This window comes from Streptococcus mitis (assembly GCF_000960025.1).
GTDB classification, from domain to species: Bacteria; Bacillota; Bacilli; order Lactobacillales; family Streptococcaceae; genus Streptococcus; species Streptococcus mitis_DH.
In genome coordinates, this window is sequence record NZ_JYGQ01000001.1 from 180,250 (window position 1) to 198,503 (window position 18,254).

General features: G+C 43.7%; 19 protein-coding genes, 1 pseudogene and 2 other annotated features. Of the genes and pseudogenes, 16 read left to right on the plus strand and 4 right to left on the minus strand.

Annotation, left to right across the window (positions count from 1 at the left end):
- Positions 1-10: 10 nt before the first annotated feature.
- On the minus strand, positions 11-838 hold the full coding sequence (locus TZ91_RS01065; RefSeq protein ID WP_033687272.1) for an exodeoxyribonuclease III: 828 nt from the start codon (positions 836-838) through the stop codon (positions 11-13).
- Positions 839-971: 133 nt separating this feature from the next.
- Between TZ91_RS01065 and TZ91_RS01070 the strand changes: the two genes are divergently transcribed.
- The 14 genes from TZ91_RS01070 to trpA all read left to right on the plus strand — a co-directional run bounded on the left by TZ91_RS01070 (position 972) and on the right by trpA (position 15,826).
- Entirely contained in the window at positions 972-1,427 is a 456-nt protein-coding gene (locus tag TZ91_RS01070; protein ID WP_000675332.1) for a DUF3290 family protein, read from the plus strand.
- Positions 1,424-2,059, plus strand: a complete 636-nt coding sequence (locus tag TZ91_RS01075; RefSeq protein ID WP_033687260.1) for a DUF421 domain-containing protein — start codon at positions 1,424-1,426, stop codon at positions 2,057-2,059. The genes TZ91_RS01070 and TZ91_RS01075 overlap by 4 nt, the downstream gene beginning before the upstream one ends.
- A 54-nt stretch (positions 2,060-2,113) precedes the next feature.
- Positions 2,114-3,859, plus strand: a complete 1,746-nt coding sequence (locus tag TZ91_RS01080) for an ABC transporter ATP-binding protein (protein ID WP_033687259.1) — start codon at positions 2,114-2,116, stop codon at positions 3,857-3,859.
- Positions 3,849-5,591 carry an ABC transporter ATP-binding protein gene (locus TZ91_RS01085; protein ID WP_033687257.1) on the plus strand — a complete coding sequence of 581 codons (1,743 nt, stop codon included), beginning with the start codon at positions 3,849-3,851 and terminating at the stop codon, positions 5,589-5,591. Before TZ91_RS01080 ends, TZ91_RS01085 begins: the two co-directional genes overlap by 11 nt.
- A gap of 206 nt (positions 5,592-5,797) precedes the next feature.
- A complete protein-coding gene (locus tag TZ91_RS01090) occupies positions 5,798-6,490 on the plus strand; it encodes a sugar transferase (protein ID WP_023946050.1) in 693 nt (230 codons plus the stop codon).
- 42 nt (positions 6,491-6,532) lie between these two features.
- Positions 6,533-7,762: a DegT/DnrJ/EryC1/StrS family aminotransferase gene (locus TZ91_RS01095; protein WP_033687256.1), complete on the plus strand. Its 1,230-nt coding sequence runs from the start codon at positions 6,533-6,535 to the stop codon at positions 7,760-7,762.
- A gap of 34 nt (positions 7,763-7,796) precedes the next feature.
- Positions 7,797-8,028, plus strand: a binding site (T-box leader).
- Between the two features lie 66 nt (positions 8,029-8,094).
- Complete coding sequence (gene trpB, locus TZ91_RS01100) at positions 8,095-9,273, plus strand: tryptophan synthase subunit beta (protein WP_033687255.1); 1,179 nt, start codon at positions 8,095-8,097, stop codon at positions 9,271-9,273.
- Positions 9,270-9,495 (plus strand) — a binding site (T-box leader). (Overlaps the previous gene by 4 nt.)
- Positions 9,496-9,566: 71 nt before the next feature.
- A complete protein-coding gene (trpE, locus tag TZ91_RS01110; RefSeq protein WP_033687254.1) occupies positions 9,567-10,928 on the plus strand; it encodes an anthranilate synthase component I in 1,362 nt (453 codons plus the stop codon).
- Complete coding sequence (locus tag TZ91_RS01115) at positions 10,925-11,491, plus strand: aminodeoxychorismate/anthranilate synthase component II (RefSeq protein ID WP_033687253.1); 567 nt, start codon at positions 10,925-10,927, stop codon at positions 11,489-11,491. The genes trpE and TZ91_RS01115 overlap by 4 nt, the downstream gene beginning before the upstream one ends.
- Before the next feature lie 10 nt (positions 11,492-11,501).
- Positions 11,502-12,506, plus strand: coding sequence for an anthranilate phosphoribosyltransferase (gene trpD / locus TZ91_RS01120; protein ID WP_033687252.1), 1,005 nt, complete (start codon positions 11,502-11,504; stop codon positions 12,504-12,506).
- On the plus strand, positions 12,503-13,270 hold the full coding sequence (gene trpC, locus TZ91_RS01125; protein WP_033687251.1) for an indole-3-glycerol phosphate synthase TrpC: 768 nt from the start codon (positions 12,503-12,505) through the stop codon (positions 13,268-13,270). Before trpD ends, trpC begins: the two co-directional genes overlap by 4 nt.
- Positions 13,257-13,856 carry a phosphoribosylanthranilate isomerase gene (locus TZ91_RS01130; protein ID WP_033687250.1) on the plus strand — a complete coding sequence of 200 codons (600 nt, stop codon included), beginning with the start codon at positions 13,257-13,259 and terminating at the stop codon, positions 13,854-13,856. The genes trpC and TZ91_RS01130 overlap by 14 nt, the downstream gene beginning before the upstream one ends.
- Positions 13,834-15,057, plus strand: a complete 1,224-nt coding sequence (trpB, locus tag TZ91_RS01135; RefSeq protein WP_033687249.1) for a tryptophan synthase subunit beta — start codon at positions 13,834-13,836, stop codon at positions 15,055-15,057. The genes TZ91_RS01130 and trpB (TZ91_RS01135) overlap by 23 nt, the downstream gene beginning before the upstream one ends.
- Complete coding sequence (trpA, locus tag TZ91_RS01140) at positions 15,050-15,826, plus strand: tryptophan synthase subunit alpha (protein WP_033687248.1); 777 nt, start codon at positions 15,050-15,052, stop codon at positions 15,824-15,826. Before trpB (TZ91_RS01135) ends, trpA begins: the two co-directional genes overlap by 8 nt.
- On the opposite strand, the gene TZ91_RS01145 is transcribed toward trpA, so the two are convergent.
- Positions 15,798-16,457, minus strand: coding sequence for a prepilin peptidase (locus tag TZ91_RS01145; protein WP_033687247.1), 660 nt, complete (start codon positions 16,455-16,457; stop codon positions 15,798-15,800). The two genes, trpA and TZ91_RS01145, sit on opposite strands and share 29 nt — an antisense overlap.
- 69 nt (positions 16,458-16,526) lie before the next feature.
- On the opposite strand from TZ91_RS01145, the gene TZ91_RS01150 reads away from it, so the two are divergent.
- Both TZ91_RS01150 and TZ91_RS01155 read left to right on the plus strand, forming a co-directional pair.
- Entirely contained in the window at positions 16,527-16,982 is a 456-nt protein-coding gene (locus tag TZ91_RS01150) for a GNAT family N-acetyltransferase (RefSeq protein WP_033687271.1), read from the plus strand.
- 15 nt (positions 16,983-16,997) lie between these two features.
- A pseudogene (locus TZ91_RS01155) lies at positions 16,998-17,294 on the plus strand (transposase); the annotation flags it as partial.
- 109 nt (positions 17,295-17,403) lie between these two features.
- On the opposite strand, the gene TZ91_RS01160 reads toward TZ91_RS01155, so the two are convergent.
- Together TZ91_RS01160 and TZ91_RS01165 are read right to left on the minus strand one after the other, a co-directional pair.
- Positions 17,404-17,607, minus strand: coding sequence for a CsbD family protein (locus TZ91_RS01160; protein ID WP_000109963.1), 204 nt, complete (start codon positions 17,605-17,607; stop codon positions 17,404-17,406).
- Positions 17,608-17,637: 30 nt separating this feature from the next.
- The gene (locus TZ91_RS01165) at positions 17,638-18,246 is read right to left on the minus strand and encodes an Asp23/Gls24 family envelope stress response protein (RefSeq protein ID WP_000064110.1); all 609 of its coding nucleotides are present in this window, start codon (positions 18,244-18,246) and stop codon (positions 17,638-17,640) included.
- Positions 18,247-18,254 lie beyond the last annotated feature (8 nt).

Genomic DNA, 18,254 nt, shown 5'->3' on the forward strand with positions numbered 1-18,254 from the left:
CGTTTTCTCCTTAGAGCTCAATCTCCATGACAATGGGTGTGTGGTCTTGGCGCGCACCGGAGTCAATCATATCAGACTTGGTCACCTTGTCAGCCACGCGGTTACTTGTGAGCCAGTAGTCGATTCTCCAGCCTGTATTGTTGATTTTAGAAGTCTTGCTCCGCTGTGCCCACCAAGTGTAGCGTTCTGGAACATCACCATGAATATGGCGGAAGGTGTCGGTAAATCCAGTTGCTAAAAGGTTGGTAAATCCAGCACGCTCCTCGTCGGTAAATCCTGGTGAACGGCGGTTGCTAGCAGGATTTGCAAGGTCGATTTCATTGTGGGCTACGTTGTAGTCACCGGTTGCAAGGACTGGTTTTTCTTTGTCTAGTTGAGCCAAATACTCAGCATATTTGACATCCCAGACTTGGCGTTCTTCCAAGCGTTTGAGGCCGTCTCCAGCGTTTGGAGTGTAAACTTGGGTCACGAAAAATTTATCAAATTCTAGAGTGATGATACGACCTTCCAAGTCCATGGTAGAAGGGGCACCGATTTCTGGGAAAGTGACAGTGGGTGTGAGTTCTTTCTTATAAAGGAACATGGTTCCGGCATAGCCTTTGCGGGCAGGTTCCTGAGAAGAGCGCCACGTGTTTTCGTAGCCTGGGAAGAGTTCTTCTAAAATTTCTAGGTGTTTCTTTGTAGGGCCTTTGGCAGAAAGCTTGGTTTCTTGGATAGCGATGATATCAGCATTTTCAGCGACCAAGGTTTGTAGGACTTCTTGGGACAATTTGGCACGAGCTGAGTCACTAGTTAGGGCAGCATTGAGGGAATCAATATTCCATGAGATGAGTTTCATAAAGTTACCTTTTTCATTCAGATTATAGATTTTATTATACCAAAAAAAGGTCCATTTCCCCAACGTATGGCTTGAAAAATCACTCTCTTTCGTTTATAATTAAGAATGATTTTATGAAAGGGAGTGAAAATAAATGAAATTTTACTCATATGACTATGTACTTAGCCAAATCAGTCAGCAAAATGGCATCATGATTGGCTTTGGGATTGTGCTCCTAGCTATCACAGGATTTTTTGCCTTTAAGGCCTATCGAGATAAAAAGGGGACTAAGTTTCGGGAATTGGTCATGATTTTGGCCTTGACCTTAGTAGCCATGCTTTTGGTGACAATTTCAAAATACCAGACCAATCAAGCCTCTAACAATCAATTTCAAACTTCACTTCATTTTATAGAGGTTGTTTCCAAAGACTTGGGGGTGGATAAATCAGAAGTTTACGTTAATACTTCAGCTGCCACTGATGGAGCGCTTGTCAAGGTAGGTCCAAATTTCTACCGCGCCATGAACGGGAGCCAACCAGACAAGTATCTTTTAGAGAAATTAGAATTGAATCAAACAGACGCTATTGAATTGGTGGAGGTAAACAAATGACACTCAACTATATGGAAATTTTAATCAAACTGGCCTTGGGTCTATTCTCGCTGGTTTTCGTGATCAATGTGACAGGAAAAGGAAACCTAGCACCTAACTCTGCGACAGACCAAATTCAAAACTATGTTCTCGGTGGTATCATCGGTGGGGTAATTTACAATAGTTCAATCAGTATCCTGCAATACGCAGTGATTTTGATGATGTGGACGATTTTGGTTTTGACCCTAAAGTGGCTCAATAACAATGTTCGTTTTGTCAAACGCTTGATTGATGGGAAACCAACTCTCCTCATCAAAAATGGGCAGATTGACCCAGAAGCCTGTCGTTCAGTTGGTTTGTCTGCAGCAGAAGTTGCTCTCAAACTTCGTAGCCAAGGGATTTTCCAGATGAAGCAAGTTAAACGAGCTGTGCAGGAGCAAAATGGCCAACTCATCGTGGTCCAAATGGGAGATGAAAATCCTAAGTATCCAGTTGTGACTGACGGTGTGATCCAAGTAGATGTTTTGGAATCGATTGGTCGTAGCGAAGAGTGGTTGCTTGATAACCTCAGCAAACAAGGGCATGACAATGTAGCCAATATCTTTATCGCTGAGTATGACAAGGGTGTCGTCTCAGTCGTAACCTATGAATAAGAAAAACCTGGGGTCTTGGCCTCAGGTTTCAATTTGCAATCAGAAAGGGATTTTATGTCCATTATTCAAAAACTTTGGTGGTTTTTCAAGTTAGAAAAACGCCGTTATCTAGTCGGGATTGTGGCCCTGGTTTTGGTTTCCGTCCTCAACCTCATTCCCCCCATGGTTATGGGGCGGGTCATTGATGCTATCACATCGGGGCAATTAACCCAGCAGGACCTCCTTCTTGACCTATTTTACTTGCTTCTTGCGGCCTTTGGGATGTACTATCTGCGCTATGTTTGGCGGATGTATATCCTTGGGACTTCCTACCGTCTGGGACAGATTATGCGCTCTCGCTTGTTTGAGCATTTCACAAAAATGTCTCCAGCCTTTTATCAAACCTATAGGACGGGGGACCTGATGGCACACGCAACCAACGATATCAATGCCTTAACGCGTCTGGCAGGGGGAGGGGTTATGTCAGCGGTTGATGCCTCAATCACAGCTTTAGTGACCTTGCTGACCATGCTCTTTAGCATTTCATGGCAGATGACCTTGGTTGCCATTCTTCCCCTGCCTTTCATGGCTTATGCGACCAGTCGTCTAGGGAGAAAGACCCACAAGGCCTTTGGCGAATCCCAAGCTGCCTTTTCCGAACTTAATAACAAGGTACAGGAGTCTGTATCAGGTATTAAAGTGACCAAGTCTTTCGGTTACCAGGCGGACGAGTTGAAGTCCTTTCAGGCAGTCAATGAATTGACCTTCCAAAAGAACCTGCAAACCATGAAATACGATAGTCTCTTTGACCCCATGGTTCTCTTGTTTGTTGGTTCATCCTATGTGTTAACCCTCTTGGTCGGCTCCTTGATGGTTCAGGAAGGGAAGATTACAGTTGGGAATCTAGTTACCTTTATAAGCTACTTGGATATGCTGGTCTGGCCTCTCATGGCCATTGGCTTCCTCTTTAATATTACCCAGCGAGGGAAGGTTTCCTATCAGCGGATTGAGGAACTTTTGTCTCAGGAATCACCTGTACAAGACCCTGAGTTTCCTTTAGATGGCATTGAAAACGGGCGCTTGCAGTATGCCATTGATAGCTTTGCCTTTGAAAATGAGGAAACACTGACAAATGTTCACTTTAGTTTGGAAAAAGGGCAAACTCTGGGCTTGGTTGGTCAGACAGGCTCTGGAAAAACGTCCTTAATCAAGCTCCTTTTGCGTGAATATGATGTGGATAAGGGTGCTATTTACCTAAACGGTCATAATATTCGTGACTATCGTCTGACAGATCTTCGTAGTCTCATGGGCTACGTCCCTCAGGACCAGTTCCTCTTTGCGACTTCTATCTTAGACAATATTCGCTTTGGGAATCCTGATTTACCCCTTTCAGCGGTCGAGGAAGCGACTAAGCTAGCCCAAGTTTACCAAGACATTGTAGCTATGCCTCAGGGATTTGATACGCTGATTGGAGAAAAAGGAGTCAGTCTTTCTGGAGGTCAAAAGCAGCGTCTGGCCATGAGTCGGGCTATGATTTTAGACCCTGATATCTTGATTTTGGATGATTCTTTGTCGGCCGTGGATGCCAAGACAGAGTATGCCATTATTGATAATCTTAAGGAAACGCGTCAGGACAAAACAACCATTATCACTGCCCATCGCCTCAGTGCAGTAGTCCATGCAGATTTGATTTTGGTGATGCAGGATGGTCGTATCATTGAACGAGGTAGGCATGAAGACTTGCTAGCCTTGGATGGTTGGTATGCCCAAACCTACCAGTCTCAGCAGCTGGAAATGAAAGGAGAAGAAGATGCAGAATAAACAAGAACAATGGACTGTATTGAAGCGCTTGATGTCTTATCTCAAGCCCTATGGACTCCTTACCTTTTTGGCACTCAGTTTTCTCCTAGCGACTACGATCATTAAAAGCGTCATTCCCCTTGTGGCTTCCCACTTTATTGACCAGTATCTCAGCAATCTCAACCAACTTGCCGTTACCGTTTTGCTGGTCTACTATGGCCTTTATATCCTACAAACTCTGGTCCAGTATGTCGGCAATCTTCTTTTTGCGAGGGTGTCCTACAGTATTGTTAGGGATATTCGTCGGGATGCCTTTGCCAATATGGAGAAATTGGGTATGTCTTATTTTGATAAGACACCAGCTGGTTCGATTGTCTCTCGTTTGACAAATGATACCGAGACCATCAGTGATATGTTTTCGGGAATTTTATCCAGCTTTATCTCAGCAGTTTTTATCTTTCTGACAACCCTTTATACCATGTTGGTGTTGGATTTTCGTTTGACTGCTTTAGTCTTGCTCTTTCTCCCCTTGATTTTCCTTTTGGTCAATCTCTATCGGAAAAAATCCGTCAAGATTATCGAAAAAACCAGAAGTCTCTTGTCGGATATCAATAGCAAGCTGGCTGAAAACATCGAGGGAATCAGAATAATCCAGGCCTTTAATCAAGAGAAGCGCCTGCAGGCAGAATTTGATGAGATTAACCAAGAACACTTGGTCTATGCCAACCGTTCTGTAGCCTTGGATGCCCTCTTTTTGCGCCCTGCCATGAGTTTGCTGAAACTCCTAGGATATGCAGTGTTAATGGCTTATTTTGGGTACCGTGGACTTTATCTGGGAATAACAGCAGGGACCATGTATGCCTTTATCCAGTATATCAATCGCCTCTTTGACCCCTTGATTGAGGTGACGCAAAACTTTTCAACCCTTCAAACGTCTATGGTTTCTGCAGGCCGTGTTTTTGCCTTAATCGATGAGAGGAACTATGAGCCCCTTCAAGAAAATGGCCAAGCTGAGGTCAAAGAAGGCAATATTCGTTTTGAAAATGTGTGTTTCTCATATGATGGCAAACATCCGATTCTGGATGACATTTCTTTCTCTGTTAATAAGGGTGAAACCATAGCTTTTGTAGGGCATACAGGTTCTGGGAAATCGTCTATTATCAATGTCCTCATGCGCTTTTATGAATTCCAGTCAGGGCGAGTTCTCTTGGATGATGTGGATATCAGGAACTACAGTCAGGAAGAGTTTAGAAAAAACATTGGTCTGGTCTTGCAGGATCCCTTCCTCTATCATGGGACCATTAAGTCCAATATCGCCATGTACCAAGAAATCAGTGATGAGCAGGTCCAGGCTGCTGCAGACTTCGTGGATGCAGATTCCTTTATTCAAGAACTTCCTCAGGGATATGACGCCCCTGTTTCTGAGCGTGGCTCCAGTTTTTCAACAGGTCAGCGTCAGCTTCTTGCCTTTGCCAGAACAGTCGCCAGTCAGCCTAAAATCCTGATTTTGGATGAAGCGACAGCCAATATTGACTCTGAAACAGAAAGTTTGGTTCAAGCTTCTCTGGCTAAGATGAGACAGGGACGGACAACCATTGCCATTGCTCATCGCCTTTCTACCATCCAAGACGCCAACTGTATCTATGTTTTGGACAAGGGGCGCATCATCGAGAGTGGAACCCATGAGGAACTCTTGGTTCTGGGAGGAACCTATCACAAGATGTATAGTTTGCAAGCGGGTGCCATGTCCTAATACTCTTTGAAAATCTATTCAAGCCATGTCAGCTTTATCCGCAATCTCAAAGCTGCACATTGATCAGCCTGCGGCTAGCTCTTTGATTTTTATTGAGTGTAAGAAGGAAATCCTTCAAATTACAGATTTCTTTCACCGCCTTTTCCATTTTGTGGTATAATGAAAAATGTTGACAAATAGTATAATAAAAACAAAGGAGAAACAGCATGCTGAAATGGGAAGACTTGCCCGTGGAAATGAAATCAAGCGAGGTTGAGTCTTACTACCAGCTTGTCTCTAAAAGGAAGGGGTCGTTGATTTTTAAGCGTTGTTTGGACTGGGTTTTGGCCTTGGTTGTACTGGTTCTGACCTCTCCTATCTTTCTCATCTTGAGCATTTGGATCAAGTTGGATAGCAAGGGGCCGGTGATTTACAAGCAAGAGCGCGTGACCCAGTACAATCGACCTTTCAAGATTTGGAAGTTCCGTACCATGGTGACGGATGCGGATAAAAAAGGGAGTCTGGTGACTTCTGCTAACGATAACCGCATTACCAAGGTTGGCAATTTTATCCGCCGTGTCCGTTTGGACGAACTGCCTCAGTTGGTCAATGTTCTTAAAGGCGAAATGTCCTTTGTCGGTACACGACCTGAAGTGCCACGCTACACAGAGCAGTATAGCCCTGAAATGATGGCGACCTTGCTCTTGCCAGCAGGGATTACCTCTCCAGCCAGCATCAACTATAAGGATGAGGACACTATCATCAGTCAAATGACGGAGAAAGGTCTGTCGGTTGACCAAGCCTATGTCGAACACGTCCTTCCTGAAAAGATGCGCTATAACCTCACCTATCTCCGAGAGTTTAGTTTCCTTGGAGACATCAAAATCATGTTTCAAACCGTGTTTGAAGTGCTAAAATAAAGTAGTCATGAGAAAATGAGTACAGATAAAAGGAGCAAATCAATGCCAAATTACAATATTCCATTTTCACCACCCGATATTACGGAAGCAGAAATTGCTGAAGTAGCAGACACTCTGCGTTCTGGTTGGATTACAACAGGTCCTAAGACAAAAGAACTAGAGCGCCGCTTGTCCCAATACACACAGACACCTAAGACTGTCTGTCTCAACTCTACGACAGCCGCTCTGGAGTTAATTTTGCGTGTCTTGGAAGTGGGACCTGGTGATGAAGTCATCGTTCCAGCCATGACTTATACAGCTTCATGTAGTGTTATCACTCACGTAGGAGCAACCCCTGTCATGGTGGATATCCAAGCAGATACGTTTGAGATGGACTATGACCTGCTTGAGCAAGCCATTACTGAAAAGACTAAGGTGATTATTCCGGTTGAGCTTGCGGGGATTGTTTGCGACTATGACCGTTTGTTCCAAGTTGTGGAGAAGAAACGTGATCTCTTTACTGCTTCAAGCAAGTGGCAAAAAGCCTTTAACCGTATCGTGATAGTTTCTGATAGTGCTCATGCTTTGGGATCTACTTATAAAGGACAACCAGCTGGTTCTATCGCTGACTTTACTTCCTTCTCATTCCATGCGGTTAAGAATTTTACAACGGCAGAAGGTGGAAGCGCCACTTGGAAAGCCAATCCAGCGATTGACGACGAAGAGATGTACAAGGAATTCCAAATCCTTTCCCTTCACGGGCAAACAAAAGATGCCCTAGCTAAGATGCAGCTGGGCTCATGGGAATACGATATCGTCACACCAGCCTACAAGTGCAATATGACAGATATCATGGCTTCTCTTGGTTTGGTACAATTGGACCGCTATCCAAGTTTGTTGCAACGTCGTAAGGACATTGTGGACCGCTATGATCGTGGTTTTGCAGGCTCTCGCATCCGTCCATTGGCACACAAGACTGAAACTGTCGAATCTTCACGCCACCTATACATCACCCATGTAGATGGAGCGAGCTTAGAAGAACGCAATCTTATCATCCAAGAATTGGCCAAAGCAGGAATTGCAAGTAATGTCCACTACAAACCGCTTCCGCTCTTGACAGCCTATAAGAATCTTGGCTTTGATATGGCGAACTATCCTAAGGCCTATGCCTTCTTTGAAAATGAAATTACGCTTCCTCTTCATACTAAACTAAGCGATGAAGAAGTGGATTATATCATTGAGACTTTCAAAACAGTTTCTGAAAAAGTACTAGCTTCATCAAAAAAATTGTAAAAAAGTCTTGACAAAGGAAAAACAAAGTATTAAAATAAGTTCAATAAATCAGAAAAGTAACTATTTTTGATTTTCAGGGAGCCTGTGGTGATTGTGAACAGGTGGTTGGAAGTAGTGAAAGTGGGCTGATTTTAAAAATGAATTTGAAACAATGAAAATTCGGTGCGCACACCTTACAGTGCAACTTGTTGTTAGACAAGGCAGAGATGTAAAGGGGAATAGTCCCTTTATAATTGAGGTGGCACCGCGTTACCAACGCCCTCACACGGAAGTATTTTCTGTGTGTGGGCTTTTTTCATATCTTGGAACCAATACAGAAAGAGGAAAATTTTATGACAACTAAAGGTTATTTTGGACAATTTGGTGGTAGTTTTGTACCGGAGCCGATTCAGGCTTTGTTGGATGAGTTGGAAGTGACATTTGACAAGTACAAGGATGATCCAGAATTTTTGGCAGAATTTCGCCATTACTTGAAGGACTATTCCGGTCGCGAAACACCGCTCTATTTTGCAGAAAGTTTGACAGAGCACCTAGATGGAGCTAAGATTTATCTCAAGCGTGAAGACCTTAACCACCTTGGTTCTCACAAGCTCAATAACGTTTTAGGACAAATTCTTTTGGCTAAACGCATGGGCAAAAAACGAGTGATTGCTGAAACAGGAGCTGGTCAACACGGTGTTGCGACAGCAGCGGCTGCGGCCAAGTTTGGTATGGCCTGTGATGTCTATATGGGGGCAGAAGATGTGGAGCGTCAACGTCTCAATGTCTTCCGCATGGAGATGATGGGAGCAACTGTTCACGCAGTTGAAACGGGGACACGAACTCTTAAGGATGCGGTTGATGCAGCCTTTGGAGCATGGATGAATGACCTTGAAGCCTTCTATGTTTTGGGATCTGCTGTGGGTCCTCACCCTTATCCTACAATTGTTCATGAATTCCAAAAAGTCATCAGTGAAGAATCTCGCAGTCAAATCTTGGAAAAAGAAGGCCGTTTACCAGACTACGTTATTGCCTGTGTAGGTGGTGGTTCCAATGCCATCGGTGCTTTTTCACAGTATGTGGCTGATGAAGAAGTCAAATTGGTTGGGGTCGAAGCTGCTGGGCACGGACTTGATACAGACAAGCACGCAGCTACTATGACAAAAGGTAGTATCGGAATTGTCGACGGTATGAAGACCTATGCAGTCTTTAAGGAAGATGGAGAGCTGGCTCCAGTTTACTCTATCTCAGCTGGTTTGGACTATCCAGGGGTTGGCCCAGAACACGCTTACTTTAAAGATTCAGGTCGCGTGGAATATGTCGCTGCGACAGACGAAGAAGCTGTTCAAGCCTTGCTCCTTCTCAGCAAGACAGAAGGAATTATCCCAGCGATTGAAAGTTCGCACGCCATCGCAGAAGCGGTTAAACGTGCACCGAAACTAAGTAAGGATGACATTATCATCATCAATGTCTCTGGTCGTGGAGACAAGGACGTAGCTGCGATTGCAGACTACCTAGAAGCTAAAAAATAATAGATGGAAAAATTACAGTCCTTTCTCTCACAGAGAGCTTGTGGTTGCTGGAAACAAGCAGAGAAAGCTGTAAGGTTGGGTCCATCTGAAACGAGAGAAGAAAACATAATTCTCAAGGGAGTGCCCTTTATCGCACAGCCTGTTACAGGAAGGTTCTGAGACAGGAATGAGAGATAGGAGAAATCCTATAATTGAGGTGGCACCGCGAATTTCGTCCTCACGCAAGTTATTTTGCGTGGGGATTTTTCATACAGTCGCCACGGACTAGAAGTAGAACTGAAAGGGAAATTACAATGGAACGAATCATTCATGGAGATGTCTTATCACCAATCTTGGCTTATATGCGCCTAAAGGGGCAACACAAGGTTATCTTAGAGAGTATTCCGAGAGACAAGGAAACAGCTCGTTTTTCTATCCTAGCCTATAATCCAGTTTTTGAGATTAAGTTTGAAAATGGAGTTCTTTATCAAAATGGTCAAGTGATTGATCGGGATCCCTTGGATTTCCTTTATGAAGTGACTCATAAGAGCCAGCACCATTCAGACCTACCTTTTGGTGGGGGAGCCATTGGTTTTGTTGGTTACGATATGATTTCGCTTTATGAAGAAATTGGTCAAATTCCTGAAGATACAATTGGAACGCCAGACATGCATTTCTTTGTCTATGAGAGTTACATGGTCTTTGACCACAAGAAGGAAAAAATCCATGTCATCGAGGATGCTCTTTATAGTGAGCGTAGCCAAGAAGACTTGGAAGAAGCCTTGAACCAAGTGCTTGAGGAATTACGCATTCCTGCTCCAAATGAATTTGAAGACTTGGATCTATCTCTGTTAGACTTCAAACCCCATATCGCTCCTCAGAAGTTTGAGGAAATGGTGGAAACGGCTCGTGACTTGATACGTAATGGCGATATGTTCCAATGTGTACTTAGTCAACGCTTCTCAGCAGAAGTGACTGGAAATCCATTTGACTTCTACAGAAATCTCCGCGTGACTAATCCTTCTAATTACCTTTATTTCTATGATTTTGGGGATTATCAAATCATCGGAGCTAGTCCAGAAAGTTTGGTTTCTGTCAAAAATGGCATCGTGACAACCAATCCGATTGCAGGTACGCGACCAAGAGGAGCTACGGATGAAGAAGACAAGGCTTTGGCGACAGACCTGCTTTCGGATGAGAAGGAAACAGCAGAGCATCGGATGTTAGTAGACTTGGGTCGTAATGATATTGGTCGCATCTCTGAAACGGCCAGTGTCCAAGTCACCAAGTATATGGAAGTGGAGCTCTTCCGTTATGTCATGCATTTGACCAGTGTGGTCAAGGGGCGTTTGCTTCCAGAACTTACTGCCATGGATGCCTTGAAAGCAACACTTCCTGCTGGAACAGTTTCAGGAGCACCAAAGATTCGAGCAATGAGACGCATCTATGAACTGGAAACAGAAAAACGTGGCGTATACGCAGGAGCAATCGGCTACTTGTCTGCGACGGGTGATATGGATTTCGCCATTGCCATCCGAACCATGATTCTCAAAAATCAAACAGCCTATGTGCAGGCTGGGGCAGGGATTGTCTACGATTCTATCGCCCAAAACGAATACCAAGAAACCATTAACAAGGCTAAATCTATGACTAGAATTGGAGAACTAAGACCATGATTTTATTGATTGACAACTATGATTCTTTTACCTATAACTTGGCCCAATACATTGGGAATTTTGCAGAAGTACAGGTCTTGAGAAATGATGATACCAAGCTGTATGAAGAAGCTGAAAAAGCAGATGGTCTAGTCTTTTCGCCCGGTCCGGGTTGGCCAGTTGATGCTGGAAAGATGGAAGATATGATTCGTGATTTTGCTGGCAAGAAGCCGATTCTTGGGATTTGTTTGGGTCACCAAGCCATTGCAGAAGTCTTTGGTGGTAAGTTAGGTTTGGCTCCAAAAGTCATGCATGGGAAACAGAGCAATATCAGCTTTGAAGCGCCATCTGTTTTGTATCAAGGCATTGAGGATGGCCGTGCGGTCATGCGTTACCACAGTATTTTAATTGAAGAAATGCCAGAAAACTTTGAAGTGACAGCTCGTTCGACTGATGACCAAGCCATCATGGGGATTCAACATAAAACCCTTCCAATTTATGGCTTCCAGTACCATCCAGAGAGCATTGGAACGCCAGATGGCTTGTCTTCTATTCGGAATTTTATTGAGAAGGTTGTAAAGTGAGGAAACTAGGATGAAAGAGATTATTGAAAAACTAGCAAAATTTGAAAATTTATCAGGTGTGGAAATGACGGATGTCATTGAGCGTATCGTAACTGGGCGTGTAACGGAGGCGCAGATTGCTTCTCTCCTCTTAGCTCTTAAGATGAAGGGGGAAACACCTGAAGAACGCACAGCCATTGCCCAAGTCATGAGAGGGCATGCCCAACATATTCCAACTGAAATTCATGATGCCATGGACAACTGTGGTACAGGTGGAGACAAGTCTTTCAGTTTTAATATTTCCACAACTGCAGCCTTTGTCTTGGCTGGTGGCGGTGTTCATATGGCAAAACACGGTAACCGCTCGATTTCTTCTAAATCTGGTTCTGCAGATGTCCTAGAAGCCTTGGGCATCAACCTAGACCTCAAACCAGCTGAACTAGGTAAGGTCTTTGATAAAACTGGCATCGTCTTTCTCTTTGCTAAAAATATGCACCCAGCTATGAAATACATCATGCCAGCTCGTTTGGAGTTGGGAATTCCAACGATTATGAACTTGACTGGTCCCCTGATTCACCCAATGGCTTTGGAAACACAGCTTCTTGGTATTAGTCGTCCAGAACTGCTAGAAAGTACAGCTCAGGTTTTGAAAAATATGGGTCGCAAACGTGCTATAGTGGTTGCTGGTCCAGAAGGATTGGACGAAGCTGGTTTGAATGGAACAACCAAGATTGCACTTCTTGAGAATGGCGAAATCAGCTTGTCAAGCTTTACTCCAGAAGATCTAGGGATGGAACGCTACGCTATCGAAGATATTCGTGGAGGTAACGCTCAGGAAAATGCAGAAATTTTGCTCAGCGTTCTTAAAAATGAACCAAGTCCATTCTTGGAAACGACAGTTTTAAATGCTGGTCTTGGTTTCTATGCTAATGGTAAAGTAGCTAGTATTAAGGAAGGAGTTGCCTTGGCCCGTCAAGTGATTGCTAGTGGCAAAGCCCTTGAAAAACTCAGACTGTTACAGGAGTACCAAAAATGAGTCAGGAATTTTTAGCACGAATCTTGGAGCAGAAGGCACGTGAGGTTGAGCAGATGGAGCTGGAGGAAATCCAGCCCCTGCGCCAGACCTATCGCTTGGCAGAATTTTTGAAGAATCACCAGGACCGTTTACAGGTAATCGCTGAAGTCAAGAAAGCTAGCCCTAGTCTGGGAGATATCAATCTAGATGTGGATATTGTGCAACAGGCCCAGACTTATGAAGCGAACGGAGCAGTGATGATTTCTGTTCTGACAGATGAAGTTTTCTTTAAAGGACATTTGGATTATCTACGGGAGATTTCCAGTCAGGTACAGATTCCGACGCTTAACAAGGACTTTATTATCGATGAAAAACAAATCATCCGAGCTCGCAATGCAGGTGCGACAGTCATCTTGCTCATCGTGGCAGCCTTGTCCGAAGAACGCCTCAAGGAACTTTATGACTATGCGACAGAGCTTGGTCTGGAAGTCTTGGTGGAAACTCACAATCTAGCTGAACTAGAGGTAGCTCACAGACTTGGTGCGGAGATTATTGGTGTTAATAACCGCAATTTGACTACCTTTGAAGTTGACTTGCAGACCAGTGTAGATTTGGCTAAACATTTCAAAGATGATTGCTTGTACATTTCTGAATCTGCTATTTTCACAGGGCAGGATGCGGAACGAGTAGCACCATACTTTAATGGAATTTTAGTTGGGACAGCTCTTATGCAGGCAGAAGATGTAGCCCAGAGAATCAAGGAGTTGCAGATTGACAAAGGTTAAGATTTGTGGATTATCGACCAAAGAAGCGGTGGAGACAGCTGTTTCAGCAGGGGCGGACTACATCGGTTTTGTCTTTGCAGCTAGTAAAAGACAGGTGACCTTGGATCAGGCTGCTGAGCTGGCAAAGCTTATTCCTACAGATGTCAAAAAGGTTGGTGTATTTGTTTCACCAAGTCGGGCTCAACTGCTAGAAGTCATTGACAAAGTTGGCTTGGACTTGGTTCAAGTTCACGGTCAGGTGGCAGATGATTTGTTTGAGAATTTGCCTTGTGCCAGTATTCAGGCTGTGCAGGTGGATGGAGAGGGGCATGTACCCAATTCTCAGGCAGACTATCTACTCTTTGATGCCCCTGTGGCTGGGAGTGGCCAGATCTTTGACTGGGCTCAACTGGATACGACTGGACTAACTCAACCCTTCTTTATCGCAGGTGGCCTTAATGAAGACAATGTAGTAAAAGCAATTCAACACTTTACTCCCTATGCAGTAGATGTATCGAGCGGAGTGGAGACAGACGGACAAAAAGATCATGAAAAGATTAGAAGATTTATAGAGAGGGTAAAGAATGGCATATCAAGAACCAAATAAAGATGGATTTTACGGAAAATTCGGCGGACGTTTTGTCCCAGAAACATTGATGACAGCAGTTTTGGAGTTGGAGAAGGCCTACCGTGAAAGTCAGGCAGACCCAAGTTTCCAAGAGGAATTAAACCAACTTTTGCGCCAGTATGTGGGACGTGAAACTCCCCTTTACTACGCAAAAAATTTGACCCAGCATATTGGCGGAGCCAAGATTTATCTCAAGCGTGAAGACCTTAACCATACAGGGGCCCACAAGATTAACAATGCCTTGGGACAAGTTCTTCTGGCTAAACGCATGGGCAAAAAGAAAATTATCGCTGAAACAGGTGCTGGTCAGCACGGTGTGGCAACTGCAACAGCTGCGGCCCTCTTTAACATGGAATGTACTATCTACATGGGTGAGGAAGATGTCAAACGCCAAGCCCTTAATGTCTTCCGTATGGAGCTTTTGGGAGCCAAGGTCGAGGCTGTGACTGATGGTTCGCGCGTGCTCAAGGATGCGGTCAATGCAGCTCTTCGTTCATGGGTAGCTAATATCGATGATACCCACTATATCCTTGGTTCTGCCTTGGGACCTCATCCATTCCCAGAAATCGTTCGTGACTTCCAAAGTGTCATCGGTAGAGAAGCCAAACAACAATACCGTGACTTAACAGGTCAAGATTTGCCAGATGCCCTAGTAGCCTGTGTTGGTGGTGGTTCTAATGCTATCGGGCTCTTCCATCCATTTGTAGAAGATGAGTCAGTAGCCATGTATGGGGCTGAAGCAGCTGGACTTGGTGTGGATACGGAGCACCACGCAGCTACCTTGACCAAGGGTCGTCCTGGTGTCCTTCACGGTTCCCTCATGGATGTGCTCCAAGATGCTCATGGTCAAATTCTTGAAGCCTTCTCTATCTCGGCAGGTTTGGACTATCCTGGTATCGGTCCAGAACATTCTCACTACCACGATATCAAACGTGCCAGCTATGTTCCTGTGACGGACGAAGAAGCCTTGGAAGGATTCCAACTCTTGTCTCGTGTGGAAGGGATTATCCCAGCCTTGGAATCTAGCCATGCTATCGCCTTTGCGGTGAAATTGGCCAAAGAACTTGGACCAGACAAATCCATGATTGTCTGCCTATCGGGTCGTGGGGACAAGGATGTGGTCCAAGTCAAAGACCGCTTGGAAGCAGATGAAGCAAAGAAGGGAGAAGCTCATGCCTAAGATACTAACAGAAAAATTAAATGCTATTAAAGCGACTGGAAAAGGAATTTTTGTTCCCTACATCATGGCTGGTGACCACGAAAAAGGTTTGGATGGTCTAGATGAAACAATTCACTTTTTAGAAGATTTGGGTGTCTCTGCAATTGAAGTGGGCATTCCCTTTTCAGATCCTGTCGCAGATGGACCTGTTATCGAAGAAGCTGGCTTGCGCAGTTTAGCCCACGGGACCTCTACCCAGGCTTTGGTTGAAACCTTGAAAACCATTGAAACAGAGATTCCACTGGTCATTATGACCTACTTCAACCCCCTCTTTCAGTACGGTGTGGAGAACTTTGTCAAAGATTTGGCAGATACAGCGGTTAAGGGCTTGATTATTCCAGACTTGCCTCATGAGCATGCCAACTTTGTAGAACCATTTTTGGCAGATACAGATATCGCCTTGATTCCCCTAGTTAGTTTGACGACAGGGATTGAGCGCCAGAAAGAATTAATTAAAGGGGCAGAAGGATTTGTCTATGCTGTTGCCATCAATGGGGTGACAGGGAAATCTGGCAATTACCGCGCAGACTTGGACAAGCACTTGGCACAATTGCATCAAGTGGCCGATATCCCAGTCTTGACAGGTTTTGGCGTATCTAGTCAAGCCGATGTAGAACGCTTCAATGCAGTGTCAGATGGCGTTATCGTCGGTTCAAAAATCGTAAAAGCTCTCCACCAAGGAGAGCCGATTCAGGACTTTATCAAACAAGCAGTAGATTACCAAAAATAATCACACAAGTAGCGAGTAAGAGGAAAGGCACGAAAGGAAGTCTTTCCTTTTTATTTTGCAGGAGAAAGGCTAGAATTCCTGTTGCAGAAGCAAACTGAATCAAGATGAGTAATTCTGTTGCGCTAAAGACGAGAGCACAAGAAGCTAAAAAGAGAAAATCCCCTGCGCCCATGCGGATATCGATAAAATGAGCCAAAAAGCCAAGAGCAAGGAAAAAGACCATGACCAGATTCCAGCCAGAGGAAGCCATGAGGATTAGGTGGAAAGTCATCCAGACCAGTAGGGGATATTCCTGATGGCGAAAGTCGTAGATGCCCAAGGTCAAACCAGCGGTGATTAGGACGACTTGCCCCAAGGAAAGCAATTCCAAAGACCAAGCCAGAAAGAGGAGCCCTAAGCCTAGTTCAAAGAGGGCATACCAGACTGTATAAGGAGATTTGCAGTAGCGACAGCGAAAGCGATTGAGCACTTGCGAGAGAATCGGAATCAAATCTAAGGGGCGCAAGCGAGTCTGACAGGAATCGCAGTGACTAGCAGGTTGGATAATGGATTGCTCAGGAAAACGGTCAATGACCAAACCAAGAAAGGAAGCGAGAATGCTACCGACGAGAAAAAAATAAATATCAATCATACTTATCTATTCGTAAAAAATGGGAGAAGTAGTATAATGGAGAAACATAGACAAGATAGTGAGGTCAAGATGACAATTCGTTTTGAAGAAAATGTGAGCCCAGAAAACGCTCAATTCGTATGCCAATGGTCCAACTCCCTTGGCAAATCCTTTCAAGAACAATGGATGGGACCAATGATTCCTTTCCCCTTGACAATTCAAGTTTTGCAAGATTTGGAAGGAATCTTTTCAATCTTTGAAGGACAAGAGTTTGTGGGGGTTATCCAGAAAATCAGGCAAGAAGACAGTAATCTTCATATTGGAAGATTTTTTATCAATCCTCAGAAACAGGGGCAAGGCTTAGGTAGGCAGGCTTTAAGGAAATTTGTTAGTTTGGTCTTTGAAAATAGAGATATAGACAGCATCTCTCTAAATGTCTTCGAGGCAAATCAAAGAGCTCAGAATCTTTACCAAAAAGAAGGATTTGAAATCGTTCAAATAGTTGAAGAACCTGTACGAAAATACATCATGAAAAAGAGGAGGTAGAAATCAAACAGCCTTGAAATCAATGTTGACTGCGATGATGAACCTGAATCAGCCCCTCAAAAGGGTCTGTATATGAATGAACGTTACCAGTGTTTAAAAACTAAAGAATATCAGGCACTTTTATCTTCCAAGGGTAGACAAATTTTCGCTAAACGTAAGATTGATATGAAATCTGTCTTTGGGCAGATAAAGGTTTGTTTGGGTTATAAGAGATGTTATCTGAGAGGTAAGAGCCAAGTGAGAATTGACATGGGATTCGTACTCACGGTCAACAACCTGCTGAAATATAATAATAGAAAGAGGCAAAATTAAAAAGCTAGAGTTCCGCAATTGGAAATTTCTAGCTTTTTGTTTTCTGAGAATCATCTTGACTCAGACTCTTTTGACTAATGTTACTAAAAAGATAAAGTAACTTTTAGCCTTATTTATTGTCGCCACTCAACATGTTTTTAACACCTTCGATAGCGCCTTCTACAGCGTCTTTGGCATCTTCAGCAACTTCTTTTACTTTAGAAACAACTTTTTCAGCTGTTCCTTCTTTTTCCATTTTTTCATCACCGATGACTTTCCCAACACCTTCTTTAATAGAACCTTTAGCTTGATTTAATTTTTCTTCTACTGACATGATAATTTCTCCTGTTATATTTATTTTATCTTAGTTTACACGAGTTTTTTCGTGAGATACTACACCAGTTGCTGCACCTTTAACAGCTTCTACACCTTCACTAACTTTTTCTTGAACAGTTGAGAAACCAGATCCAAGACCAGATTTAGCTTTTTCGAATTGTTCTGAAGCGAATTCTCCTGTTGATTCAGCAACGTCAGATACGCGATCTTGAAGGCTTACTGAGTCTGCTTCATGTTGTTCTTTAGTTTTGATGTCGACAACGTTTACGTTGATTTCAACAACTTCCAAGTCAGTCATTTTAGCAACTTCTGAAGATACGATTTCTCTGATTTCTGAATATAAAGCTGGAACATTTTTTTGGTACTCAGCAATAATGTTTAAGTCAACTGCAACTTGTGTTTTACCAACTTCTACGTTAACACCACTTGTTACGTCATCGCTGTTAACGATTTTTTCTTTAAGATTTGAGAAGAAACCACCGTCGATTCCCAAAAGACCTGAAACGTTTTCTAGTGACAGACCAATGATTTTTTGGATAACTTTATCTTCGTAAGTAAGTTCCCCTTTGATTTCGTGAGCTACAGCAGTAGCATCTTTCTTTTCTACGTTAGTGTTAATGTTTTTTTCGTTTGACATATGAAACT